22 protein-coding genes and 1 rRNA gene are annotated in these 24,631 nt (G+C 55.7%); 16 read left to right on the top strand and 7 right to left on the bottom strand.

Annotation, left to right across the window (positions count from 1 at the left end; translation table 11 throughout):
• Positions 1-94: 94 nt before the first annotated feature.
• The 3 genes from EI42_RS21870 (at position 95) to EI42_RS21860 (ending at position 4,659) form a co-directional block, all read left to right on the top strand.
• A complete protein-coding gene (locus EI42_RS21870; protein WP_111324770.1) occupies positions 95-1,237 on the top strand; it encodes a mannosyltransferase family protein in 1,143 nt (380 codons plus the stop codon).
• A gap of 18 nt (positions 1,238-1,255) precedes the next feature.
• Complete coding sequence (locus EI42_RS21865) at positions 1,256-2,965, top strand: MptA/MptB family glycosyltransferase (protein WP_111324769.1); 1,710 nt, start codon at positions 1,256-1,258, stop codon at positions 2,963-2,965.
• A 119-nt stretch (positions 2,966-3,084) separates the two neighbouring features.
• The gene (locus tag EI42_RS21860; RefSeq protein WP_111324768.1) at positions 3,085-4,659 is read left to right on the top strand and encodes an FHA domain-containing serine/threonine-protein kinase; all 1,575 of its coding nucleotides are present in this window, start codon (positions 3,085-3,087) and stop codon (positions 4,657-4,659) included.
• Here the strand turns inward: EI42_RS21860 and EI42_RS21855 are convergent.
• The 6 genes from EI42_RS21855 to EI42_RS21830 all read right to left on the bottom strand — a co-directional run bounded on the left by EI42_RS21855 (position 4,656) and on the right by EI42_RS21830 (position 10,407).
• On the bottom strand, positions 4,656-5,729 hold the full coding sequence (locus tag EI42_RS21855; RefSeq protein ID WP_111324767.1) for a Gfo/Idh/MocA family protein: 1,074 nt from the start codon (positions 5,727-5,729) through the stop codon (positions 4,656-4,658). The two genes, EI42_RS21860 and EI42_RS21855, sit on opposite strands and share 4 nt — an antisense overlap.
• Before the next feature lie 13 nt (positions 5,730-5,742).
• On the bottom strand, positions 5,743-6,552 hold the full coding sequence (locus tag EI42_RS21850) for a sugar phosphate isomerase/epimerase family protein (protein WP_111324766.1): 810 nt from the start codon (positions 6,550-6,552) through the stop codon (positions 5,743-5,745).
• A gap of 132 nt (positions 6,553-6,684) precedes the next feature.
• Entirely contained in the window at positions 6,685-7,512 is an 828-nt protein-coding gene (locus tag EI42_RS21845) for a M55 family metallopeptidase (RefSeq protein WP_111324765.1), read from the bottom strand.
• 165 nt (positions 7,513-7,677) lie between these two features.
• Positions 7,678-8,949 carry a galactokinase gene (gene galK / locus EI42_RS21840; protein WP_170142819.1) on the bottom strand — a complete coding sequence of 424 codons (1,272 nt, stop codon included), beginning with the start codon at positions 8,947-8,949 and terminating at the stop codon, positions 7,678-7,680.
• Positions 8,946-9,863, bottom strand: a complete 918-nt coding sequence (galT, locus tag EI42_RS21835; protein WP_111324763.1) for a galactose-1-phosphate uridylyltransferase — start codon at positions 9,861-9,863, stop codon at positions 8,946-8,948. Before galT ends, galK begins: the two co-directional genes overlap by 4 nt.
• A gap of 16 nt (positions 9,864-9,879) precedes the next feature.
• Complete coding sequence (locus EI42_RS21830) at positions 9,880-10,407, bottom strand: hypothetical protein (protein ID WP_111324762.1); 528 nt, start codon at positions 10,405-10,407, stop codon at positions 9,880-9,882.
• 256 nt (positions 10,408-10,663) lie between these two features.
• Between EI42_RS21830 and EI42_RS21825 the strand changes: the two genes are divergently transcribed.
• From EI42_RS21825 to EI42_RS21765, 13 genes are all read left to right on the top strand, one after another.
• Positions 10,664-11,434 (top strand): class I SAM-dependent methyltransferase, encoded by a 771-nt coding sequence (locus EI42_RS21825; RefSeq protein ID WP_111324761.1) that lies wholly within the window; start codon positions 10,664-10,666, stop codon positions 11,432-11,434.
• Positions 11,435-11,649: 215 nt separating this feature from the next.
• Positions 11,650-11,859 (top strand): hypothetical protein, encoded by a 210-nt coding sequence (locus EI42_RS21820; RefSeq protein WP_137686076.1) that lies wholly within the window; start codon positions 11,650-11,652, stop codon positions 11,857-11,859.
• A gap of 34 nt (positions 11,860-11,893) precedes the next feature.
• The gene (locus EI42_RS21815; protein ID WP_111324759.1) at positions 11,894-12,868 is read left to right on the top strand and encodes an A/G-specific adenine glycosylase; all 975 of its coding nucleotides are present in this window, start codon (positions 11,894-11,896) and stop codon (positions 12,866-12,868) included.
• Between the two features lie 66 nt (positions 12,869-12,934).
• On the top strand, positions 12,935-13,759 hold the full coding sequence (locus EI42_RS21810; RefSeq protein WP_170142818.1) for a PIG-L deacetylase family protein: 825 nt from the start codon (positions 12,935-12,937) through the stop codon (positions 13,757-13,759).
• Positions 13,760-13,937: 178 nt separating this feature from the next.
• Complete coding sequence (locus EI42_RS21805) at positions 13,938-15,713, top strand: serine/threonine protein kinase (RefSeq protein WP_111324757.1); 1,776 nt, start codon at positions 13,938-13,940, stop codon at positions 15,711-15,713.
• A 24-nt stretch (positions 15,714-15,737) separates the two neighbouring features.
• A complete protein-coding gene (folK, locus tag EI42_RS21800) occupies positions 15,738-16,322 on the top strand; it encodes a 2-amino-4-hydroxy-6-hydroxymethyldihydropteridine diphosphokinase (RefSeq protein ID WP_211326306.1) in 585 nt (194 codons plus the stop codon).
• A 207-nt stretch (positions 16,323-16,529) separates the two neighbouring features.
• A complete protein-coding gene (rsfS, locus tag EI42_RS21795; protein ID WP_246046291.1) occupies positions 16,530-16,889 on the top strand; it encodes a ribosome silencing factor in 360 nt (119 codons plus the stop codon).
• A gap of 21 nt (positions 16,890-16,910) precedes the next feature.
• Positions 16,911-17,096, top strand: coding sequence for a hypothetical protein (locus tag EI42_RS21790; protein WP_111324755.1), 186 nt, complete (start codon positions 16,911-16,913; stop codon positions 17,094-17,096).
• Between the two features lie 214 nt (positions 17,097-17,310).
• Positions 17,311-18,249 carry a hypothetical protein gene (locus EI42_RS21785; RefSeq protein ID WP_111324754.1) on the top strand — a complete coding sequence of 313 codons (939 nt, stop codon included), beginning with the start codon at positions 17,311-17,313 and terminating at the stop codon, positions 18,247-18,249.
• A gap of 164 nt (positions 18,250-18,413) precedes the next feature.
• A complete protein-coding gene (locus EI42_RS21780) occupies positions 18,414-19,907 on the top strand; it encodes an FAD-binding oxidoreductase (RefSeq protein ID WP_111324753.1) in 1,494 nt (497 codons plus the stop codon).
• A gap of 9 nt (positions 19,908-19,916) precedes the next feature.
• Positions 19,917-21,251 (top strand): FAD-binding oxidoreductase, encoded by a 1,335-nt coding sequence (locus EI42_RS21775; protein WP_111324752.1) that lies wholly within the window; start codon positions 19,917-19,919, stop codon positions 21,249-21,251.
• The gene (locus EI42_RS21770) at positions 21,248-22,327 is read left to right on the top strand and encodes an SAM-dependent methyltransferase (protein WP_111324751.1); all 1,080 of its coding nucleotides are present in this window, start codon (positions 21,248-21,250) and stop codon (positions 22,325-22,327) included. Before EI42_RS21775 ends, EI42_RS21770 begins: the two co-directional genes overlap by 4 nt.
• Positions 22,328-22,338: 11 nt before the next feature.
• On the top strand, positions 22,339-23,883 hold the full coding sequence (locus EI42_RS21765) for a (Fe-S)-binding protein (protein WP_111324750.1): 1,545 nt from the start codon (positions 22,339-22,341) through the stop codon (positions 23,881-23,883).
• Between the two features lie 234 nt (positions 23,884-24,117).
• Here EI42_RS21765 and EI42_RS21760 read toward each other — a convergent pair.
• A 23S ribosomal RNA gene (locus EI42_RS21760) occupies positions 24,118-24,631 on the bottom strand; the annotation flags it as partial.

Below are 24,631 nucleotides of genomic sequence, written 5' to 3'. Positions count from 1 at the left end.
GTTTCCAGACACGCATCTTTTTCGTTAGAAGAAGAGGAAATTGCGCGACCTGGCCGTTTTGTTGACGGGCGGGTCGTGTTTGTGGTGGTTTTTGATGAAATTTTCTGCCATACTCAGGACACTCTGGCTTTTTGTCCTGACACGGGTTTTGCTCGTCATCGTAACATACGTTGGCTATATTCTGCTCAACACGCCCAGAGACTCCACGCAAGCAGTCAAGCTTGAAGATATGCTGATGGTCTGGGCGCGTTGGGATGCGCTCAATTTTCTGCGGATCGCGCAACACGGCTATCAGGTCCCGACAGACTTCGCGTTCTTTCCCTTCTTTCCGCTGCTGATTGCCTCGATCAGTCAGTATCTTGGCCCGTGGAGCTACTGGCTGGTTGGTTTTATGCTCAGCAATCTGGCGCTGTTCGGGACGCTGCTGCTGCTCTACCAGCTTGCTGCGGACATTGGCGGCGAAAAAGTAGCATGTAAGGCACAACTGCTCTTCTGTATCTTTCCGACCTCGTTCTATTTCTTCACAGCGTACAACGAGACACTGTTTCTGTTTTTTGCTCTGGGAACGTTGCTGGCGCTCCGGCGTCACCATTGGTGGACAGCGGGACTGCTCGGCTGTCTGGCGGCGTTGACGCGCTCGGTCGGGCTGATGCTGGTCTTCCCCTTTCTGGTGGAGCTCTGGTTACAGAAAGACCGGGTCGCGATCAACAAGCGAACGCTGTTCTTTTGCCTGCTCCCCATGTTGTTGATTCCGCTTGGCACCGCGCTCTATTCGCTTTATTGCTGGTACAGTACCGGAGATCCGATCATTTTCGCTACGGTACAGGAAAACTGGTCGCGGCGCTCCGCATGGCCGTGGGCCGGCATCGCCAGTGCGATCTATGACCTGATCTGGGAACAGCCCTTCGGCTCGTTTTATCAGGCACATATTCTACTCGATCTGGGGGCGACGCTCAGCTTTCTGGCGCTGCTTCTCGCTGGCTGGCGCCGCATTCGCCTGAGCTATAGCATCTATAATCTCATTCTGCTGCTATTCTGTCTGGTGAATCCGAGCCTGACCCACGCCGACCCACTGATTTCAATGCAGCGCCTTGTGCTTGAGGAGGCTCCAGCCTTTATTACGCTCGGTTTTCTCTGTATCGAGCATCCACGCCTTGACAAAGCGTTACAGGTATTCTTTGCGGCTCTGCTCGTGACGCTCAGTATGATCTTTTACATGAATTCCTGGATGGTATGATTCTCTAGAGGGAGACGAATGAAACAGACCTTTGTCGATCCGCAGCCCATCAGCGTCCAGCCAGAACGGCCACCAGCCCGGCTGTCGGCGCGGGGTGTGCTGCTCTGTGCCAGCGCCTTTCTGCTCTGTAACCTGCTCTATGTGACACCGCTCTATCGGCTCACCTATCTCCCCCCCCATAACGAGGTTATGCCACCACCAGGCCCGCTGACGGCACCTGGGGCCTGGCTTCCCGCGCCTTTTGCCGGGCAACTTGACCCGGTATCGGCGAACGCACTGCTTTTTCTACTCTTGAACGGTCTGCTCTTCAGCATCTATGGGCTTTGTGCCTGGTGTCTCAGCAAGCAGCCAGAAACGGGGAACTATCGCCTGATCTTGCGCCTGATCCTGGGAACTACGCTGCTTGTCTGCCTGATCTCGATTTTTAGCCCGGCGATGATCTCGCATGATATCTTTGCCTACGCGGGCAATGGTCGCCAGATTGTCACCTATCACGAAAGCCCCTATTTCGCGCTGATGGGCCATCATGCCGACCCGATCAACCGCTACCATGATTGGCGCTACGCCACGTCAGCCTACGGCCCCTTCTGGCAGTATATCAGCGCGGCAATTGCCCTGTACGCCGGCCCACATGCCCTGATACATCTGTACAGCTATCGTGTGCTCCTCGCACTGACCCACCTTGTGAATAGCTACCTGATTCTGCGTATTTTGCGCCGTCAGGGCTGCACAGAGCGCACAGTGATGCTTGGAGTACTCCTTTATGCCTGGAACCCGCTCACGCTGCTGGAAAGCGCCCATAGCGCCCACAACGATATCATGATGATCACATTCCTGCTGCTTGGTGCTTTCCTCTGGCAACGGATCGAGCAGCGGCCGCATGAACAACGGGCGCGCCTCTCGCTCTACCTGCCCGTGCTCTTCAGCGTGTCGCTGGCGCTGCTCATCAAATATTCGGCAGCTCCCCTGCTGGCGCTGTTCTTTGTGCTGATGGCTCGCCAGCTCTTCGACGCACACCGCACGCAGACGCCCGGGGCACGCTGGCGTCTGGTCCTGCTCAAGCTCCTGGCAGGGGCGGGCTTCTGCCTGCTTCTGGGACTGATCGGCTATGTACCGCTCTGGATCGGGCATAGCATCCCTGAGATTGTGGCGAGCTTCTCAACGCCTCCCTCGGCAGGCTCATTCTATCACTCGATCTCGTACAGCATTGTGCTCCTGGTCAAGCAGAACGGCATCCCGGCGACTGGCTGGCTGCATACAGTACTTCCGCCTCTCGCCGAACATTCGACATGGAGCGTGATAAATGCGCTGGTGCTCGGCCCAACCCTGATCTACACAGCGGTGCGGCTGTGGCGCACGCCCACCCTGCGAAACTGGACGCAGATGAGCCTGTTGTTCCTGTTTGTCCTGTTCTTTGTGGTGCCCTGGTTCTTCCCCTGGTATCTTACCTGGTCGATTGGTATAGCCGCGCTCGCGCTTCCCGTCGCGCATGAACGACTCGGGCGGGCGCTGCTGGGGGCGTCGGTGGTCTTCTCGGCCTCGGTCTACTCGATCTATTTCTATCTCTTTCACCCACCCGCCTTCGGTGACTGGCAGGGATGGGATTTCCTCTATCATCTCGTGCCGCCGCTGCTCGCCTTTCTCGCGCTCTATTTCTGGCCTGCGAAAGCGCTGCGCGTCCCGAAGCGAGGAACTCAGCCATACCATGAAACACCATACCTGGATTAAAGACAAGAATCGCGCAAAATCCGAAATCAGCAGTGGTCCGCCATCTATGAGGGAACGTGCGATTTGTGCTACAATACGTTGAAAGAAGGGACTCAACGGAACGGAACAGAGGAGTCTGTATGCACGATCTGGTAGAAGGACAGAAATTCGCGTATTATCGTATCAACCGGTCGCTTGGGAGCGGAGCCGCAGGCAAAAGCTATCTTGCAGAAGACACGCGCATTGCACGGATGGTCCTGCTGAAGCTGCTTCATCCCTGGTACCCGCTCTCAGATCAAGCTCGCCGTCAGTTTTTTCGCGATGCCCAGGCCCTGAGCATCATCACCCACCCGCTGCTGACGCCGATTCTCGACTATGGAGACCGGGACGGCTATGTCTATATCGCGCGTCCCTACCTTGAGGCTGGCTCGCTGCTCGGGCCATATGGACGTACGCAGTATCGTCCGCCGCTTACGGTTGCCGATGCCGTCCGCCTGACCACGCAACTGGCCCAGGCGCTCGATGCCCTGCACACTCAGGGCTACGCGCATGGCTCCCTGACATTCTCCAATATTCTCGTTCTACCAGCCTCTGCCGAAACGCCGCTGATCGTCTCCGATGCATGGTGTGCCATGTTTGTGCGCAAGTACGGGCAGCCTCAGTCCACACCACTCCCGATTATCGCGGCACCCGAGCAATATCGCCTGCACACCCTCCCCGAGAGCGATCAGTATGCCCTTGCGTCCCTGTTTTATTTCTGGCTCTCGGGCCGCCCTCCTTTTTTTGGCATGCCGAAAGAGGTGCTTCAATTCAAACTCAACATACGCTTTACCGCGCTCTCGCGGCTGAATCCCGCAGTGCCGAGGTCATTTGATGCCGTTATGACACGCGCCCTGCAAGCAGCGCCGGAACGTCGCTACCCTTCCACACGTGAATTCACTGATGCCCTGCTTCATGCTCTGACGCAAACGGAAGAAGCAGAGGAGGAAGACATCATGATGGAGGAAACACTTGTGCATAAGGTAATTGTTCCGCCGCCAACCGGCAACACGCCCAAACGCCCCCTGCTGGAGGATCTACTTGCAGCGATGCGCGAGAAGCCCCAACAGGAGCCACGTATTGAGCCCGATATTGCGGAGCCCATTCCAACGCCGGAACCAACGCCCCCGCAAATTCCTGAACCGACGGTGCCCTATCAGCCCGAGCCGGAGGAGCCGCCCGATGTCAGGCCGCCCCTTCCGCCACAGCCAGACGTTCCCGAGCCGATCCCGGTTCCACCAACCGAGCCGGTTGTCCCTGAGCCGATGCCAGGCCCACCAACCAGACCGACCATTCCCGAACCGCACCCGGTTCCGCCAGCCGCTCCAAATATTCCCGAGCCGAGTCCGGCACCACCAGCAGAGCCGCCAGAGAAGCAGGCCAGTTTGCTGGTTCTCTCGCCCTATCAGGGGTCGCATGAGATCCCGCTGCATGGCGATCTGCTGACTGTGGGGCGGGCCGGGAGCAGCACTATTCTGCTCGAACGCGATAACCTGACTTCGCGCCACCATGCCGTGCTACGCAAAGAGAGCGGTTACTATACGCTCTACGATCAGCAAAGCGCAAAAGGGGTGTTTGTCAACGGGCAACGGCTCCTGCCGGGCCAGGGCTATCGGCTCCAACCTGGCGATCGCATCACCATCGGGCGCTATACCCTGATCTATCAGCAGCGTTAGCGAGCCCAGTCCATCGGCTCAGGCTGCACAAATTCCGATTGAAGCTCGACCGGCGTTCCCTGCTCATAGGACTGCCGAATCGCGCAGAGAATATCGACCACGTGTGCGGCCTGTGTGCCGGTGATCCGCTGCGGGCGCTGTTCCTCTATGGCGCTTGCGATATCCAGCACGCCGCGCGCCCACTCGATACCGCGATAGGGCTCCCTGAGATACGGGAGCGGCTGATAGGCCTCACCAAAACGCGCGTACTCAACCTTCGCATCGAATTCCTGCCACGAATCGATGAAGAGCGAGCCCTTATCCCCATGGAACTCGATGCCCTTCTGCTTGCTGTGCTGCCCCACGTAGAAGCTCGCAGTCAGGCGAGCAACCGCGCCGCTGGCGAACTCAATCGTGGCGGTCACAAAGTCGGGTGTCTCGATATGGAAGGGCTCCCCGGTTTGCGTGACGCGATCTGGATAGAGCACCTTGCCGAAACCGATAACCCGTCGGGCCGGGCCAAAGATCGTCGTCATGATGGTGAGGGGATAGACGCCCGCGTCAAAGAGCGCTCCAACCTCGTAGAAAGGCCCGGGCGCGGGATGCCAGCTCTCGATACGTCCCCAATTGACCTCGGCATAGGCTACCCGGACCTCGCCAGCCAGACCGTCGCGAATCGCCTTCCAGAGCGTCTGCTGTGCCTCCCCGAGAATCGTCATCGGCGCGCAGCTTAACCGCCGCCCTTTCTCCTCCGCCAGCCTGACCAGCGCCCATGCTTCCTCGGAGCTCAGCGCAAGCGGCTTCTCGCTATAGACATCCTTACCCGCCTCCAGACATTGCCTGATCACGGCGGCATGCGCATGGTGAATGCTCAGATTGACAACTACATCCACCTCAGGATCTTCAAGCAGCGCTTCCAGCGAGGGGTACGCTTTGCCGCCATGCTCCGCAGCATAGGCTTCGGCCCGCGCAAAATCGATATCTGTGGCCCCAAGCAGGCGGATCTGCGGATAGGGAGCAAACGTTCTGGCATAGGCTCCGGCAATATTGCCACATCCAACAATAGCGATATGCAGTGGTTTCTTCTCCATAGCGTCCTGCTTTCTACTCGGCCAGCCAGCCAGAGACCTGCGTTAACATCACACGACAATCTTCTGTGGGGTCATATAACTCGGGTTCATGTTCTATACTGTAGTAGCCGCTGTAGCCGAGGCGCCTCAATGTCCTGACACACTGCTCGACATCGACGATCCCCCGTCCAAAGCGGCAAGTCTCGTGCTCACCCGCCTGCAACACATCCTTGAGATGCATATGAACAATGGTGGGAAACAGCTCTTCAATCGCCCGGACAGCGTCATAGCCCTGCGTCGCGAACCAACCGGTATCCAGGGCAGTGCCAAGCGCGCCCTCGCCATCATCGCCAATCTGCGCCAGTACCTCCTGCGGCGTCTTCTCCGGGTGGTTTTCAATGCCAAGCACCACCCCGTGCTCTTTGAGAATGGCAATCGTCGAGGCGCGGTCGGTCTTCAGCAAGGATGAAGTCCCGCCAAGCACCGTTGTCTCAAGCGCTCGTGCCAGACGGCAGGAGGACGCAAGCTCTTCCCGGGTCGAACCAAAAAAACCGGCCAGACTCGCTACCCGCATCGAATATTTTCGCAAGATCTCACGAGCCAGCCGGATATGCTCCTCAGTTGCCCAGGACCAGTGCAGATGTGCAAGCCAGACATCCATTGTTGTAAAGCCGAGCGCATGAATGTCACTCACGATCTGCTCGAAGCGCTCCGCGAAGGTCTCAAGCGGCTGAAACAGGCGATTTGTGGCCTCGTCGCCTTCTCCCCAGCCTTTGACCATATGATAGCCCACAGCACGCGCTACATAGTTCGCCCCCATAAAGGAAATACGAGGATTCATCATCACTCCTTCCAGACAACAGGTAGTACGCACGAAATGGAACCAGCAAGCAGCGCACTCTGCCACTTGCCGTCTCCTGGCATTAAACCACAAAATGCGGGGTAATGCCAAATAAAGCGAATCGCGCAAAAGCGGCTAGCGATCAACCAACCCACGAGTCAGCATCACAATCGTAACAAACGTGCGATAGAGCTCAAGCAGGTCTTCACCCACGACCTTCACCGTTCGCGCTCCCACACGCTCCACGCCCCGAATCCAGAGGGCCATGTCCGCCATATCCGCGACCAGGAAAGTAATCTCAACCGTGACCGGCAACAGAAAATGAGGCGGCTCCATCTCGCCCAGGCGCTTAACAGCCCGCTCCGCACCCTCTTTGAGCAGCTCACAGGCCACCTCGGGATGCAGGTTGACCGCCGCGAAACGCCCGAGCGAGTGCTTGACGACGATCTTTTCGGCTTTCGGTGCGATCCCTTCCGCCTCCTGAGCCGTCGCGTCATCACCGCTCACAAAAATAATCGGCACCCCATAATGAGCGGCGACAAGCGCATTCAGCCCGGATTCACCCACGATCTCGCCGTTGATGCGCACCTCCCAGATCGCCCCCGGGTTATAGGTGTGCGACAGAATCGCTTTTTCCGCGCCAATCGAGCCATGATAGCTCACCAGACAGACGCCATCGAACGAGCTGTCGAGCCCTTCCATCATATACAGCGGTTTGTGGCGTCCGGTAATCAGCGTGGCTCGCCCCTTGAGATTCTGCGGGTGCAGGTTGCGCATGCTACTATGGGCATCGTTCACCACGAACTCGCGTGCTCCCGCCTGAAGAGCACCCTCAATCACTGCATTGACTTCGGCGGTCAGCAGCTTGCGTCCCTGTTCATATTCCACCTTCCCCTCAAGGATCTGTTCCCAGGCAACAACGCCGCTGGTCCCCTCGAAATCGGTTGAAAGAAAGAGCTTCATAGCCTATCTCCTCATTTTGAAGAATGATACTCGCTGTACACCTTTTTATGGCCTTCATTGTACAACAAGGGAGCATACATATTGAGGGAGAGACGCGCACCGCCAGGAGACATACGTGTGTATCCGCCGTATTGAGTACGCGTCCCTGCAATTGCTACTGAGAAATCAGGCGAGAAAGGTATAGCCGGGGCCGCCCACCGTGTTACAGATATCGAAGCCCGCACGCAGGCCGGTTTGTGGCTCATAGTGCTGCTCAATGGCCTCACGCAGCGCCTCTACGGCCTCATTGCGCACAATATTGATGGTGCATCCGCCGAAGCCTCCACCCATCATACGCGCACCGAGCACACCCGGCACTGAACGCGCGATCTCAACGGCAACATCGAGCTCTTTGCAGCTCACCTCATACTCATCGCGCAGCCCGGCATGGCCCTCCCAGAGAAGCTGACCGACGCCCACATGATCGCCCTTTTCCAGCAGCGCGACAACCTGCAAGACGCGCTCATTCTCGGCAATCACATAACCGGCACGCTTGCGCTGCACCTCGGGCAATTCGTGCTGATACTTCGCAAAGATCTCCGGGGTGACATCACGCAGCGACGAGATCGCGGCACCGGCGGGGTTCTCCGGCTCGTGCTTCAGCATCAATGCCTTGATCGTCTGCCAGGCTTCACGGCACTCACGCGTGCGATCGTTATACCCGGAATTGGTCAGCTCACGGCGCTTATTGGTATCAATGACGACAATGGATAGGTCGGGCGCGTCAAAAGGAATATAGCGATAGTCAAGCGAGCGGCAATCAATCAGCACAGCTTTGCCGGGTTGTCCCAGACAGGACGCCGCCTGATCGAGAATGCCGCCATTAAGGCCAGCCGAACGGCGCTCGGACTCGGCACAGAGATCAGCAAGCTGCATCGGGGTCAGCTTTGCGTGCTCGGTACCAATCGTGAACTTGCCATCGGAGAAGAGCGCGTAGGCCTGCGCACTGGCGACGACGAGCGCGGAGGACGAGCTCATCCCGCCCCCCAGAGGAACATCACCGGTCACGACGGCATCAAAGCCACAGAGCTCGATTCCGGCGCGGATCAATTCGGACGCGACCCCCATCACGTAGCGTACCCACTTGGGCGCGGCATCCCGCTGCTGCGCAAAGTTCTCGGGCAGCCCTTCCAGCGTGAACTGGCCGCTCTCCTGAAACTGCTCGGACCAGAGACGCACGTTCAGATCATTGCGCCGACGACCGGCAAAAGCAACGACACGGCTCACCGCTGCGGGCAGAACCAGCCCCTCGTTATAGTCGGTATGCTCACCGATGATATTGACGCGACCCGACGCCCAGGCAGCGCCGAGCGGGCTAGCATACGCTCCATCGTCCTGAAAAACGGCGGGGAACCGCTGTGCAGCCTCAACAGCAGGCTGTGGTAATGGTTGCTTCACGTGTTTGATACCTCCTTGTTCTGAATCGCCTGACGCAATTCCTGTGCCTTCTGCATTGGAGACGAATCGTTTGACCACATCCCCCAGATTCCTTCAGAAGACGCGGCATATTTCAGTTTCCCGGGAGCGCGCCCGATCGCCTGAATCTCGATATGGAAATGAAAGCGCTCGTCAGCGAGCTGATGCAGCCCGAGTAGATAGGGCATGGGGGCCATTTCCCCATCAGCCAGCGCATTATAGCCCTTGATGACACGCAAGAGCATCTCGGCAAGGTCGTGGAGCTCCTGGTCCTCCATCTGCGCCAGATTGGCAACATGGCGCCGGGGATAGAAATGGGTCTCATAGGGATAGCGCACAAATGGCGGTAAAAAGACCTGCCAGCTCTCGTTTGTAGCAACCTCATAGTCGCTTGCGGTTAGCTCCTGCTGCACCCGGCAGAACGGGCAGCCCCTTCCCGCGGCGGCGTCAATCACAACAGTTTCAAGCTCGCGCTCAAGGGTGGGCGGAATGACCGACACGCCAAAGGCCTGCCCATGCGGATGAAACTGCGTCTGCCCGATGGCGGTGCCGCTATTCTCGAAGATCATGACCGTGGGATAGCGCTGCGCCAGATCAGTATACAGATCGCGCCAGAGCCGCGTGACCGTGTAGACCTCATCAATGGTTAATTGCGTGAACGTGCGCTCATGATCCCGACTATAGATCACCACATACGCTTCACCCACCGGAGGCTGCAACATCGGGAAATCATTCGGATGCAGCCAGGCCTGCGTTTCGGGCCCCACACGCCCCTCGATAATATCAGCGCAGAACGGACATTGGGTCGTCCCTTCGCGGCGATTCATGCGGTGAGGAGCATTTACAAGATACTGTCGCAAGATTGGATTCCAGATTAACGGGGTTTTCTGCTCCATAGTCAATCCTTACAAGCTAATGATGATGATGCCGCAGCGCCGCCTGACTTCCCAGGAGCACACAGCGACCCTGACGAGCGAGAGAGTCCAGCAGCGCCCCTTTATCAATCATCCCGGCTTCTGCCTCCGGGGACAAAACCCACTCGTCCCACGTCGCTTTATCGGTAAAGAGGGCCCAGGCCACGGGCGCAATCTCACGCTTGACGACCCGCATAATTGCCCGGGCATGCTCGAAATCTGGCGCGAGCTCGTCCAGTTGGAGCGTCTCGTCTAGCTGCTCAAACGTTCGGAGCGAACGCACTTCGCCCGCAACCACCTCGCAGACACACCCGAGCGCCAGGCGATCTGCCTCCCACACACCCGCGATCAGCGCGCAATGGGCCGGAAGCGCCTGTAGAAATACGTCGATCTGCTGCTTATTCCAGCCATGCCATGTAGCAGTTTCGCCCTCGCGTTCCAGACGCAACGCAGCGGAAACCAGAGGACGGAGTGCCTCCCAGAGGGCCGAGCCGCCGTCAAGCACAGCGAATTCTTCCGCGAACACTGTCCAATTACTCCTGCAACGACACCTGATGTGTCAGAACTTCCACCGAGAGAGCATCTCTCTTGAGGCACAGTTTACCGCAAAACCTGACAGCATACAAGCATTGTACCGATTCCCGCCCCTCTCTCGGAGCAGAGAAACATGCTGGCACTGTTTGCCTCTGTCACCTATTACACAACAATTTCCTTTCACTCCTCGTTTGTTGTAATAGAACCACCACTGATCATCTATTCACAGAAGAGGGAGCTTTCAGCATATGGCCGAAAAACCGTGGTACGAATCATTCTTCGGCGAGGATTATCTGCGCATCTACGCCCCGTTCCTGCCACCCGAACGTTCACAGATGGAGGCCGAGCAGATTATCAAGCTGCTCCAGTTACCTCCCGGGAGCAAGGTGCTCGACCTGTGCTGTGGCTATGGGCGACACACACTCCCCCTGGCACGGCAGGGATATCGCATGACCGGGCTGGATCTCAATGACTATTTTCTCCAGCAGGCCCGCGCCGCAGCTCGCGAACAGGATCTTCAGGTGCGCTGGCTGCATGGCTCGATGCGCCACATCCCGTTTCACGACGAATTTGACGCCGTGATCAATATCTTTACCTCATTTGGCTATCTGGAGAACGATGAGGCTGATTTAGAGGTCTTACAGCAGGTGCACAAGGCGTTGAAGCCAGGGGGGCTCTTTCTACTGGAAACAGTGCATCAGGCCCGCGTCCTGCGCTCCTTCGCGCCGCATGGCATTATTCGCTATCAGGACGACCTGATTGTGCTGGAAGAGCGGCAGATTGACCTGCTCAAAAGCCGCTACAATGTGCAGATCAGCCTGCTCTTTCCTGATGGGGCGCGGCGGGAGCACCAGCAGTCAATGCGAATCTACACCCCCACCGAGCTTTCAGAAATGCTCTCGTTTGTCGGCCTGCCGATTCAGGCGGCCTATGGAGGGCTGGACGGGCGTCCCTTAAGTATGGATAGCCGTCTGACACTTGTGTGTCGCAAAGCGGCGTCATCATCCATCGACCGATAAGGGGGTTGTCCTCTGGACTCAATTAAACAGAATGCGCTATAATTGCAATGCCACCATAGTAAGAATGACCAGAAGCACTGGTGGCAAAGGTATGCCCTTATCCATTGAATAATATGCAAGGAAGGTACCAAGCCGTGCCGTGGTGTAGATTCTTCATACCTAAAATTGCGTCATCCAATATCAAGCCAGATGATCCTGACTTAAATGAACATATCATGTACGCAAAGTGCATCAAGGGACACGTTCTCAAAGATGCCAACGACTGGATTCTGTGCGAGAACCTGCCCGCACCCGATGCAAAGTGCTGGCAGGAGGGAGGAGATACGATCTTTACACTGTCCCGGCGCAAGCGCAGCGAAGGGGCGTCACAACAGACAGCACAAAATAATGGGAAGCCATCGACGCTGCAAAAGAGCAACGTCTAGGCGCTGACTCATTCCCGAGCAGTACACAACATACATGCAATCTTCGTCATCGCTTCCCTTCCGGCCTGCGCCCGAGCACAGTGCAGACGTACAGAAACAGGTATTGGAGTGGTACGCTGCCGAACACCGAGATCTCCCCTGGCGTTCGACCAGCGATCCATATGCTATTCTTGTGTCTGAAATCATGCTACAACAGACACAGGTTGATCGCGTATTGCCAAAATATCACCAGTTTTTAGAGGCATTTCCGACACTGGCCGATCTGGCAGCCGCGCCAACCGCAGAAGTGATTAAAGTCTGGGTGCCGCTTGGCTATAACTCGCGTGCAGTGCGTCTACAGGCCATTGCCCGTCAGGTGATAGCAGAACATAACGGGCAGATTCCCGCGACCATTGATGAGCTGCTCACCCTGAAAGGGATCGGACGCTATACCGCCGGCGCCATCGCCTGCTTTGCCTATCGCCAGCAGGTCGCCACGGTTGATACCAACATTCGCCGCGTCCTGCATCGTTTGTTTATCGGCGTCGAGCATGATGAAACACGCCTGAATGACGCGCAGATGCTTGCGCTTGCAGAAGAGGTACTGCCAGCAGGAGAAGCGTATAACTGGAATCAGGCGCTGATGGATCTGGGAGCGACCATCTGTACCAGTAATAACCCGCAATGCCAGCAGTGCCCCCTGACGTCATGTTGTAAAGCTTATGAGGAAATGAGCCAGTACAGTTTGTTCCCGTCGGGGACGGTACTGCGCCAGATTCGCAAAGTGGCAGAGAAGAAGCCGACCTATCAGAGCAAGCCGTTTACCAGTACGAACCGCTACTTCAGGGGGCGCATTATCGACTTGCTCCGCTCTGTCCCGACCGGTCAGCGCGTCTCGCTTCCAGAACTTGGACCGAAGATCAAGCCAGACTATAGCGAAGCGGACTTCCCCTGGCTTCAGCGGCTTATCAATGGGCTTTCCCGTGATGGCCTGCTGGACGCGACAGAGGAAGGGGTATGTTTACCCTGAGCCCATTATTTTGATGCATGCACTCAATCTTAGCAATCTCGCAGATATATTTGGAGGAACGAGCAGTTGCGACTAACCAGCTTGAATGATATACAGCGACATCACCGCCACATCTTCCTGTCGCCACACTATGATGATGTGGTCTTCTCCTGTGGCGGCACTCTCGGTGTTCAGGTCAGTAGCGGCCTTCGTCCGCTGGTCATCACCGTTTTTGCAGGCGCACCCGATGCCAGCCAGCCCTTGAGCCCGCTGGCCCAGTCCGTGCAGCGCAGCATGGGATTTGGCCCCCAGACGCCCCCGCAGGAGATTCAGAAAATCCGGCAGGAAGAGGACACAAAGGCAATGGAATTGCTTCAGTGCGACCATCTCTGGCTGGATTATTATGATGCGCCCTATCGTGGCAACCCGCCTCTGTATACCGAGGAAAAAGTCATGATCGGGGGAGAGGTTCATCAGGCAGATGCAGCCATCGCCAGCCAGCTCGCAAAAGATCTGATGGCCCTGCACGAGCGCCTTCCAGACGCCGTCTGGTATGCCCCGCTTGCCATCGGTCGTCACGTCGATCATCAGATTGTCTGTTCGGCGGCGGACCATCTGGCACAAAACGGCGTTCCGGTCTATTTCTACGAGGACTTCCCCTATGTGACGCGGCCAGGTCTGCTTGACGCACGCCTGAAAGAGCTTTCACTGCCGCTTGAACCAACCCTGGTAGAGATGTCGGAGATGCTGGAACTGCGCAAGGAAGCCAGCGCGACCTATGCTACCCAGATCAACAACAATTTTGCCAGCAAAGAAGAGATGCTGGACAAGATTCAGCACTATACGCACAGCATTCGCCCGGTCGAGACGATCCATCTTGAGCGTTACTGGACCTGGACGTATCGCCGCTAGCGCAAGGCAGGCATGTAAACTCTTTCTTCGTTGTGAGACAGGCGCAGTTCTTCGCCTGTCTTCCCATTCTTTCGCTAATGACTCGAAAATAGAGTAGATAAAAAGTTTGTTGTAATCGCTGTTTAAAGGCCCTGAAAAAGTACAATTTCATATCGGGATAAAGTAGGAGTGTGGATTGATGAAGGGAATGGAAGGTACAACGCTAGGGCGTTATGAGCTGCACCGCTGTATCGCTCAGGGCAGCCTCTCACAGGTCTATCTGGGATATGATCGACGCGTCAAACGACGTGTTGCGGTAAAAGTCCTCTATGCAAGCAATAAATCCTATGTGCGCCGTGTCGAGCATGAAGCTCGCACAATTGGCACCCTCTCCCATAACCATATTCTCCCTCTCTATGACTTTGGTGCACAACATCCCTGGTATTATCTGGTTATGCCCTTTGTTGAGGGCGGCACCCTGCGCGATTATCTGTATAAACGGGAACGCCTGACCCTGGAAGAGGCGGGGAGCTATCTCCATCAGATTGCCTCGGCACTCCAGCATGCGCATGATAACGGCATCGTGCACCACGACGTCAAGCCCTCGAATATCCTCTTACGGCCCGATGGCTATGCGTATCTGGCAGATTTTGGCCTGGCTCGTGCCCGGCGCGATACCTCCTCGGCGGGCAGCCAGATCGTCGGCACCCCGGAATATATGGCCCCCGAGCAGACAAATGGGCAGAATGACCACCGTAGCGATATCTACTCGCTTGGGATCATCCTGTATCAGATGCTCACCGGAAGCCTTCCCTTCACGGCGGAGTTACCCGTCATCCTTTCCCTTAAGCATATTCAAACACAACCGACCTCGCCGCGCCAGCTCAACGACGAGATTACTCCTACGATTGAGGCAGTCATACTACGCGCCCTGGCGAAATCGCCCGACGAGCGCTATCAGCATGCCCGTCAATTTTCACAGGCGTACTGGCAGGCATTACAGCAGCGGCATCTGGGCGCGGAGGAGATCGAAACGATCAAGATCAGCACAGCCAGCGTACAGAAAGCCGAGGGAGCAGTTGCCACCACGACTCCGCCCCCTGATTTTCTCTATACCTCGGATATGAAAGCGCCCACGCCGCTCTTTCCGTTGGGAGAGCATGCACCATCGGTCCCCTCGCTCTCCTCGCATCCCTGGCCGCACCGCAAACGCCCCTGGTTCCTTGTCCTCACTTTTGGGCTGGTCATTCTGAGTATTGCGCTGCCTCTGCTGCTTCTGTTGACCTTGCAGCGGCCCCCGGCGAAAGCCCCTTCAGCCCATGAAGCGTTGCAGTATGCCACAGCCACGGCTCGCGCCCAGAAGCAGGATCTCCTGGCGAAACAGGCGCGTGTCGAGGCAACAGCGGGCCTCACATCGCGTATCGGAGCCGGACCGCTGCTCTATTCCAATGATCTCCTCACGACCGATCCGGCATGGCTGAATGATGGCCGTCAATGCTTCTTCGATCAGGATGGCTACCATGTCGCAACCGCAGCCCATAGTATCGCGTGGTGCTATTCAAGCAGGCAGACATTCTCGAACGTTGTCATCACAGCACAGGCCCGGCTGATCAGTGGCGATTTTTACGGACTGATCTTTCGACTCCAACCAAACAGCAAGGCCTTCTACGCGGTCGAACTCAGCAACGAGGGCGAGTTCCGGCTGATTCGAGCGCAGGGCAGCAATATTGCCAACTGGCTCACCTTGATCGATTGGAAGCACGCCAGCGCAATTGAGCACGACAACGATAAACTGAACACCTTTCTGATTATCGCGCAGGGCTCTCACCTGACCCTGTACGTCAATCAACAACTGCTGTTCTCGGCCTTCACCGATGAAACCTATCAGGGAGGCTTTGTCGGCTTTCTGGTCGGGCAGGAGAGCGGGAGCGGAGCCGAGGCAGTCTTTCGGAATCTCTGGATCTTCCAGAAGTAGCCATTTTCAGGGAAATGGTTTATCATGGAAGCACAAAAAATTGCTACGCGAAAAGAGGTTCCGATGCAACGGCATTGTATCTACCTCGCTCTGGGATCAAATCTGGGCGACCGTCACAATAATCTCACAATTGCCTTACAGCAACTGAGCAGGATCATGGATATTACCGCCCTCTCGTCGCTGTATGAAACAACACCGGTCGGGTACCTGGACCAACCCGACTTTCTCAATATGGTCTGCTCCGGTACAACAGAGCTGACGCCAGAAGAACTGCTTCATCAGGCCAAAACGATTGAAAAGGAACTGGGCCGACAACCGACCTTCCGCAATGGGCCGAGGCCGCTTGACATCGACATTCTACTGTATGATGACCTGCGGCTTCAGCAGGAACATCTGAGCATTCCGCACCCACGCATGCGGGAGCGAGGCTTTGTGCTTGTTCCCCTGGCCGAGATTGCGCCCGAGCAGATCGACCCCGAAACAGGGAAGACCATCCGAGAGCTTTTGCACGACCTGACAGCAGGCGGCAAGCCCGAGGGCGTGCGCATCTATCCCAAACGGATTGAATTGAAAACAGTAAAAGCAGGCTACAAGCCCCAAAACCCTTAACATTACTTGCCTTGCATGCTATAATGCTGCTATACAGTACAATGTGGATCAAGTAGCATTGGCCTCCCGGTCGTCTCTGGACGAGAAGATGTTTTTCTCATCAATCCTCCTGATCGGGATAGATCTATAGTCCACAGAGGTCTCGATAGAACCATTCAGTGGGTTCATCCGTAGTACAGATACATTATTAGAAATATGGGAGCGCTTGTGAAGGGAGTTCTACTGGATCCAGCACAAATAGCAAAAGCGGCTGTCGATATTGCATACGACAAAAAGGCAGCGGATATCCTGTTACTGGATATTCGTGAGGTTGCAATGTATGCTGACTACTTTGTCATCTGTAGCGGCAGCAATCCTCGACAAATCCTAACTATTGCAGAATCAATTGATGAAGAGTTGAGCAAGCAAGGAGTCTCGCTGCTCCATCGTGAAGGAACAGCGGATACTGGTTGGATTCTGCTTGACTTTGGTGATGTCATTGTCCATGTGCTTGCACCAAAGGAAAGAGAGTACTACCAGCTCGAACGGCTCTGGAGCGAAGCGAAAACGGTTGTGTATCTGCAATAGAATACAGAAGAAAAGGTGACAATGATGACATTCTTTCGCAACCGCATGTTTCTTGAAGGTATCGCCCTCGGCGGTATCTGTGGCATTGTTATAGGTTCTGTCATCGCTTTTACGCTTGGTGAAAGCGGGATAGAGGCTATTCGCCGAATTATCAATGAGCGCATCCCTGGCAGAACACAGGTACCTTTCAAATATCTCTCCCAGTAATTGTACTTCGGTTCAGGCCAATGCATAGAACGACGAGTCCTCCATTGGAGAAACTCGATCGTTCTTTTTTCTGCCTGCTTCTCCGCTACCATAAAGTCCTTCTCCATCGTGCAGATTCTTGTCCTTCTTTTGATTCCATGTTATACTCACCATCGTTCTACATTTCTATATACTTATGTGAAACATTCAAATCTTTTAGAAGGTAGGTGGCATTGTGAGGTATGTGCTTCTTCTTTGCTTCTTTTTCTCCTCACTGTTTTTCTTGCTTCCTTCTCATCGGCTGACAACAATGGCCGATTGTACGCCTGCTTCACCGCCAACAGACAGTATTGATCCAGCGCCAGTGCAGGGTCTACTTCTCATCAATGAGATCATTCCGCTTTCCGGTGAACCGGCTTCCGAGCAAGCCTGTATCCCCCAACTGGCAAGCCTGCAAATCGAGCTCTATAGCAGAGCGAATAGCCCTATCAATCTGGGAGGACTTCGTTTTCAGCTTGCAGAAAACCCGGCAGCGCTCAGCGAGACCTTTCTTCAGCAAACGACTGTGACAGGAGGCGCATTCTACCTCTACGCAATCAGTTTTGATCAGGCGATTCCATTTTCACCACAGCAGGAATTCACCCTGCAACTCCTGATAGGCGACACACTCTATGATAGTGTGAAGGTGCCGGGATTGGCCGCCGGAAGCGCCTATGCCCGTGTTCCTGATGGGGAAAAGAACTGGATATCCACCTTACAACCAACGCCCGGTCAGTCCAACCCCACCCAGGAGACACCTCCCACAGCGACAGTCACCCGAACGCCAACGGTGACCCCGGTCGCCACCCAGCGCCCCCAAAAGCCCACCGAGAAGCAGGGAAGCGGTGGTTCCAGCCCTACCAGAACACCGGGGCAACACAAGGAAACCCCGCCAAAGACGGTCGTGAATGGAGTCCAGCCCGACTGGAATAGCTTACAGGAGCCGGATTCTACGCCGCCGCCTGTAGCGGTCCCTCCATCGCTGCCGCCCTTGCTTCCACAAGCGATCGTTGAGAACTCGCCACCAATTCCCCGGCAGGCGCTTGTGACCGCGTGTAGCGTTGCGCTGGCGCTCAGTCTCTTCTGGGTATGGTTTCTGCTGAAACGGACTCGCCAGAAGAGAACAACCCCATAGAGAGCAGTTCCGGGGTACGCAAAATTTCATTCGGATGGTCTATCGAATGGGAAGCGTACCTCGGGCCACCAGGAAATCAAAGTATGGTAATATCAAGGGTATAGAGTATGCCTCGTAAAGCGTCCCCGACAATTTCTGACAGAGAAGGCAGAAAGAGCAGGGTCATGAGCATCATCGAAAAAACGGCTGGAACAACAGATAGACGCCTTTCAACAGCGCAAAAGGCCAGCGTTGTGCAGGAATTACGTGGCCTGCTTGGCACACGAAACGTTCTCTCTACCCCGTATGATCTTACCCTGTACGAATACGACGCCTCGATAGAGCGCGGTAAGCCCGATATTGTTGTGTTGCCTTCTTCGACAGAGGAGGTTGCAGCAATTGTCAGACTTGCCGCACGCTATCAGATTCCGGTTGTGCCCCGAGGGGCTGGAACAGGCCTGAGTGGAGGTGCAGTCCCGATTCAAGGGGGGATCGTCATCTCTTTCGCCCGGATGAACCGCATACTTGAGATTGATATTCCTAATCTGCGTGCGGTTGTTCAGCCCGGGCTGGTCAATCTCCATCTCAGTAATGCCCTTCTGCCTCAGGGCTTCTATTACGTCCCTGATCCAAGTAGCCAGCGTTCCTGTACACTTGGTGGCAACGTCGGCGAGAATGCCGGAGGCCCTCATACACTTCTCTATGGCGTAACCACAAACCATGTCACAGGGCTCGAAATCGTCACAGCAGAGGGCGAGGTAATCGAGGTCGGCGGCATGACCTGCGATACCCCGGGCTACGATCTCACAGGGCTTCTGATTGGCTCTGAAGGCACGCTCTGTATCGTGACCAAAATCATCGTACGCATCGTACCGGTGCCCGAAAGCGTCAAGACCATGATCGCAGTCTTTAACACGATGGACGACGCATCTAATACCGTGTCAGAGATCATTGCAAGCGGTGTCATTCCCGCAGCGCTCGAAATGATGGATCACATGATCTTGCAAGCGGTCGAAGCTGATACCCACGCTGGCTACCCGATGGATGCCGCCGCCGTTCTGCTGATCGAGGCCGAGGGGCTTAAGGAGAGCGTAACAGAGCAAGTCGAACAGATCGTCGCGATCAGCAAAAAACACCATGCACGCCTGATTCGTATCGCAGCTAACGAAACAGAGCGTCAGCTTCTCTGGGCGGGGCGGAAGAACGCCTTCGGCGCGGTTGGACGGATCAGCCCGGAGTTTTATGTACAGGATGGCGTCGTTCCACGTACGAAGCTGCCCTACGTATTGCGTCGTATTCAAGAGATCTGTGACCGGTATGATCTCAAGGTCGGCAATGTGTTCCACGCAGGCGACGGAAACTTACACCCGCTGATCCTCTTTGACTCCCAGAAGCCGGGAGAAGTAGAGCGCGTCCGGCAGGCAGGTCACGAGATCCTCGCAGTCTGTGCCGAGGTTGGAGGCTCGATCACGGGAGAACATGGCGTAGGACTTGAAAAGCAGGCCGAAATGGCGCTGATCTTCAGTGATGTTGATCTCCACGTCATGCAACAGGTGCGCGCTGCCTGGAACCCGAACGAGTTATTCAATCCGGGAAAGCTCTTTCCTCTTCCCGGGCGCTGTGCCGATATTCGTCATCTCTCATCTTATGAGAGCAAACAAACAAGCAGGAAAGGGTAGAGCGAATATATGGATGATCTCGCGTCAAACCTGGCCCTGGAAACAGAAGTACAGACAGACAAAGCGGTATTACAGGCCTGCGCAGTCGATGGCGTCGAGCCGCGCATGGTGGTAACACCGGCCTCTGTTCAGGAAGCAGCTCATGTAGTTGCGGAAGTGCGACGGAACGGCCTTCAGCTTCTCCCGAGAGGTGGGGGCACCCGGCTCCATCTGGGCGGAGTGCCGCAACATATTGACATTGTGCTGAATACCACCCGTCTTTCTCGGCTCCTGGAACATGAAGCACCCGACCTGACCTGCCGTGTTGAAGCGGGCATAACGCTGGCCGAGCTTCAGCGTCAACTGGCCCAAAAGGGGCAGCAACTGGCCCTTGATCCGCCCGATGAAGAGCAGACGACCATAGGTGGCTTGCTTGCATCCAATGCCAGTGGTCCCAGGCGCCTGCGTTATGGGACGGCGCGCGATCTGGTCATCGGGCTCCGCACTATTCAACCAAACGGGGAGATCAGCCAGAGCGGTGGACGTGTCGTTAAAAATGTCGCCGGCTATGATCTCAACAAGCTCTACATCGGCTCTTTTGGCACATTGGGTGTCATCGTCGAGGCAAATTTCAAGCTGCATCCCCTGCCACCAGCCGAGCGCACCCTTTTGCTGGCTTACTCGGAGGTGGAAGAGGCGATGCAAACGGTTTCCGCGTTACTTCGCTCCCCGCTTGGTCCCACCGCTATTGAATTGCTCGATAGAGGAGCCATGAACAGGCTGTTGAGGCGGGCCGGTTTTCAACTCCCTGCGCAAGGCTACGCGCTGGCAATACACTATGAGGGAAACATCCGGGTAATCAACCGCCAGATAGATGACACATACTTGCTTGCACGACAATACAATGCTTTAATAGGAGATGAACTGGAAGAGAAGGAACAGCTTGCTTTCTGGAAAAGCATTCGGCAGCTTTTGTCAGAGAAGTTCACCTGTGCGGTTTCGCTGCCCATCGCGGATGTTGCCCGGTATTTCCAGCTCATAGAAGCGGTCAGTCAGCGTCACAACCTTGAAACGGCCACAATCGCGCATGCCGGGAATGGGATTCTCTTCATTGAGATAGAGGGGATAGCTGAACCGATGTCCGATAACGATCAGCAGCGCCTGGCAGAAGCGGTAGAAGCACTACGTCTTTCTGCTCGCGAGCTCAGGGGACACCTGATCGTGGAACGTTGCCCGACCAGCTTCAAACACAGGGTCGATGTCTGGGGCGCGACGAACAAAGATTTTGCGCTTATGCAACGCCTCAAACAGCAGCTTGACCCGGACGGAACATTTGTTAAAGGTAGGTTTTTGGGAGGACTGTGAGTATCAATAATCTCTGTATTGTAACGGCACATCCTGAATTTCTTCAGCCAGCGATAGAAGAACTACGCGCCCTCGATCCAGAAGTAGAGAGCATCGACGAGCTGGCCGCAGGCATCACCCTATGCATGGCAGCAGATGCCTCAGCACTGATGCAGCGAGCAGCCAGCGCACATCTTGTCTTTACACGCCATCTCGCTCCGGTTCAGGAAGCAGTTTCGCTGAACTATAGCGAGAAAGATATGGGGAAAATAGCGCTAGCCATCGCCGAGCTGCCCGCTTTCAGGTTGCTTGAAAGAGGCATCCATTTCGCTGTTCAGACGCGTTTTGCCCGTATTGATAAGGAGAGAGGGCCACGTCCCTACAGCGGCGGCCAGCTTAATCAGGCACTTGCAGAGGCTTTTGCAGAAGAGACAGGAGCGATCGAGGATATCAAAAAGCCTGAGGTAATTGTTTCTATTCTCTGCACTATGACGACGGCCTATATCGGCATCTCCAAAGCGGAGGAGAATCTAAGCGCCTGGCCAGGTGGAGCGCGTCACTATGCCCAGACGCCTGACCAGATCAGCCGCGCTGAATTCAAGCTCCTTGAAGCACTCGAATATTTCGGGATCTCGCTTCCCGCAAGAGGAAAGGCGCTCGATCTCGGGGCAGCTCCGGGCGGCTGGACCCATATTTTGCTCGATGCAGGTCTGAGCGTTGTAGCTGTCGATCCGGCAAATCTCGATCCGAGAGTCAATCGGCCTGGCTTAACCCACTATCGGGGATATGCCGAACGCTATCTGGAAGAGGCCATACAGAGACGCTCGCGTTTCGACCTTATTGTCAATGATATGCGGATGGACGCTCGCGAGGCTGCGAGGCTCTTAAACAAAGCGGCTGGCTGTCTGCGCCCGGACGGCTTTATTATCAGCGTTCTCAAGTTGCCACATCGAACAGACACTATCGATCCGCAGGCAACCCTGAACGAGGCACTCAAAACGCTGCGCCGTCGTTACGCGCTTGTACAAGTACATCAGCTCTTCCATAACCGGCAGGAAGTGACAGCAGTAGCGGCGCAACCGATAAAACACGCATAGAGGAGGCCACTATGTCCCTGGAGTCCACCGAAAAACATGCTACACCGCTTCGCATCATTCCACCGCAGGAAGGACCTTTGCGAAGAAATACTGATACGTATGAGCTCCTTCGCCAATGTATCCACTGTGGCTTCTGTCTGCCTACCTGCCCGACATATGCCGTTCTGGGAGTGGAAATGGACTCGCCACGGGGACGCATTTACCAGATGCAAGCAGTCGCGGACGGGCGCCTTGACCTCTCAAGCGAGTTCATCGAACATATGAATTGTTGTGTCGGGTGCCGCGCCTGTGAGACAGCCTGCCCGTCTGGTGTTCAATATGGCAAGCTAATTGAGGCAGCTCGCGAGCAGATTCAGCTTGATGCACAACAGAAGCCAGAGCCCACAATCCCGGAAGAGCGAAATACAGTCATCGCGAATCGCCTGCTACGTCGCTTCTTCTTTGACGTGATGCTTCCCTCTCGTCTGGTCACATCACTTGTTTTCGGGGGCCTAAAAGTCTATCAGCGAACCGGGCTACAGGATCTCGTCCGACGCACCGGAATGCTGGACCTCGCCAACGGACTCCCAACGCCATTTCAGGGCAAGCTCAAGCTTCCTGAAGAGCTCATGGATAATGTCAGTGGCGATATTTTGCCCGCGCCACTACCCGAAATCACGCCTGCCATCGGGACACGCCGCTACCGGGTAGGCTTTATCAGCGGCTGCATCATGGATCAGGTATTTCGTGATATCAATGATGCAAGCATTCGCGTGCTTACCGCCAATGGGTGCGAGGTAATTACTCCACCACAACAGGGCTGCTGTGGAGCCCTTCATATCCACGCAGGCGAGAGTGAGCGCGGTCGCGCGCTTGCCCGCCACAACATCGACGTATTTGAGCAATACAACTGTGATGCGATCATTATTAACTCAGCAGGTTGTGGCTCAACGTTGAAAGAGTATGGCTACCTGTTACGCAATGACCCACAGTACGCCGAACGCGCCGAGGCATTTAGCAAGAAGGTTAAAGATATTAGCGAATTCCTCACCGAGATCGATCTGAATCCCGAAATGCAGCCTCTCATGGCCACCGTGACCTATCACGACGCTTGTCACCTAGCTCATGGGCAGAAAATCAAGCGACAGCCGCGGCAGCTCTTACAGTCAATTCCCGGCCTTACGCTGGTTGATCTGAAAGAGTCTGATTGGTGTTGCGGGAGTGCTGGTATCTACAACCTGACGAATCAAGAGATGGGTCAGGAACTGCTACAGCGCAAAATGGACAATGTCGCGCAAACACAAGCGGAGATTGTCGCGACAGGCAATCCGGGCTGCATTATGCAGATCGCAATGGGAGTCAGACAGCGCGGCCTGCCTATGACAGTAGTACATCCCGTCCAATTGCTGGATGAAGCATACCGGCTCGCGGGAGTCTATGCCGAGGTGCCAGCACTCGAAGAGAAAGAGACAATGAGCACGAAGAAGCGTACAGCGCTGTTGCTTGGGGCGGGACTTGGCGTTCTTGCAGGCATTCTCTTCCTGCGTCGTCGCAAGAAGAATAACAAGCACAAATAATGACAGGAAAAGAAAGCGCTTCAGTGCTACACTGGAGCGCTTTTCGCCTGATGGCGGACCAAAAATGCAAAAAGGCCCGTCCCCGCTTCCGGGGCGAACCTCTTTCTCCTGTCCACTGAAGACGAGAAAGCACGTTTCAAAGAGCGATCATTCAATTTTGCCGAACTGTCATCGATGCTGCACCCGCTCGGGCACCTTCCTCTGCACCACTTCCCCTCACCTCCGAGGCTACGATTCAACAAGCCGTTCGACCATTAGTCCCGTTCCGCTTCGCCTGTTACCAGACGTCCACGCACGGTCTATCTACCAGATCTTCTTTCTGGGGTCTTGGCTCCCTCCTCTCAGAGAGAGCGGGAAGACTCTTCTTGGGGTCGGCTTCGCGCTTAGATGCTTTCAGCGCTTCTCCTTTCTTGACGTAGCTACTCAGCTCTGGCCCGGGCAGGCCAACTGACGCACCAGCGGTCAAGCCATCTCGGTCCTCTCGTACTGAAGATGACTCCCCTCAATCTTCCTGCGCCCACGACGGATAGAGACCGAACTGTCTCGCGACGTTCTGAACCCAGCTCGCGTGCCGCTTTCATGGGCGAACAGCCCAACCCTTGGGACCTACTCCAGCCCCAGGATGCGACGAGCCGACATCGAGGTGCCAAACCCTGCCGTCGATGTGAACTCTTGGGCAGGATCAGCCTGTTATCCCCGGGGTAGCTTTTATCCGTTAAGCCACACTCCTTCCACTCGGGAATGTGGG

The organism is Thermosporothrix hazakensis, from assembly GCF_003253565.1.
Classification (GTDB): Bacteria; Chloroflexota; Ktedonobacteria; order Ktedonobacterales; family Ktedonobacteraceae; genus Thermosporothrix; species Thermosporothrix hazakensis.
Note: the sequence above shows the minus strand (reverse complement) of the source record. Positions and strands in the feature narration are given on the sequence as shown.

Excerpts from the sequence above, each read along its gene's own strand:
- EI42_RS21870 (WP_111324770.1), top strand. The coding sequence starts at position 95 with ATGAAATTTTCTGCCATACTCAGGACACTCTGGCTTTTTGTCCTGACA.
- EI42_RS21865 (WP_111324769.1), top strand. The coding sequence starts at position 1,256 with ATGAAACAGACCTTTGTCGATCCGCAGCCCATCAGCGTCCAGCCAGAA.
- EI42_RS21860 (WP_111324768.1), top strand. The coding sequence starts at position 3,085 with ATGCACGATCTGGTAGAAGGACAGAAATTCGCGTATTATCGTATCAAC.
- EI42_RS21855 (WP_111324767.1), bottom strand. The coding sequence starts at position 5,729 with ATGGAGAAGAAACCACTGCATATCGCTATTGTTGGATGTGGCAATATT.
- EI42_RS21850 (WP_111324766.1), bottom strand. The coding sequence starts at position 6,552 with ATGATGAATCCTCGTATTTCCTTTATGGGGGCGAACTATGTAGCGCGT.
- EI42_RS21845 (WP_111324765.1), bottom strand. The coding sequence starts at position 7,512 with ATGAAGCTCTTTCTTTCAACCGATTTCGAGGGGACCAGCGGCGTTGTT.
- galT (WP_111324763.1), bottom strand. The coding sequence starts at position 9,863 with ATGGAGCAGAAAACCCCGTTAATCTGGAATCCAATCTTGCGACAGTAT.
- EI42_RS21825 (WP_111324761.1), top strand. The coding sequence starts at position 10,664 with ATGGCCGAAAAACCGTGGTACGAATCATTCTTCGGCGAGGATTATCTG.
- EI42_RS21820 (WP_137686076.1), top strand. The coding sequence starts at position 11,650 with ATGTACGCAAAGTGCATCAAGGGACACGTTCTCAAAGATGCCAACGAC.
- EI42_RS21815 (WP_111324759.1), top strand. The coding sequence starts at position 11,894 with ATGCAATCTTCGTCATCGCTTCCCTTCCGGCCTGCGCCCGAGCACAGT.
- EI42_RS21805 (WP_111324757.1), top strand. The coding sequence starts at position 13,938 with ATGAAGGGAATGGAAGGTACAACGCTAGGGCGTTATGAGCTGCACCGC.
- folK (WP_211326306.1), top strand. The coding sequence starts at position 15,738 with ATGGAAGCACAAAAAATTGCTACGCGAAAAGAGGTTCCGATGCAACGG.
- EI42_RS21790 (WP_111324755.1), top strand. The coding sequence starts at position 16,911 with ATGATGACATTCTTTCGCAACCGCATGTTTCTTGAAGGTATCGCCCTC.
- EI42_RS21780 (WP_111324753.1), top strand. The coding sequence starts at position 18,414 with ATGAGCATCATCGAAAAAACGGCTGGAACAACAGATAGACGCCTTTCA.
- EI42_RS21775 (WP_111324752.1), top strand. The coding sequence starts at position 19,917 with ATGGATGATCTCGCGTCAAACCTGGCCCTGGAAACAGAAGTACAGACA.
- EI42_RS21765 (WP_111324750.1), top strand. The coding sequence starts at position 22,339 with ATGTCCCTGGAGTCCACCGAAAAACATGCTACACCGCTTCGCATCATT.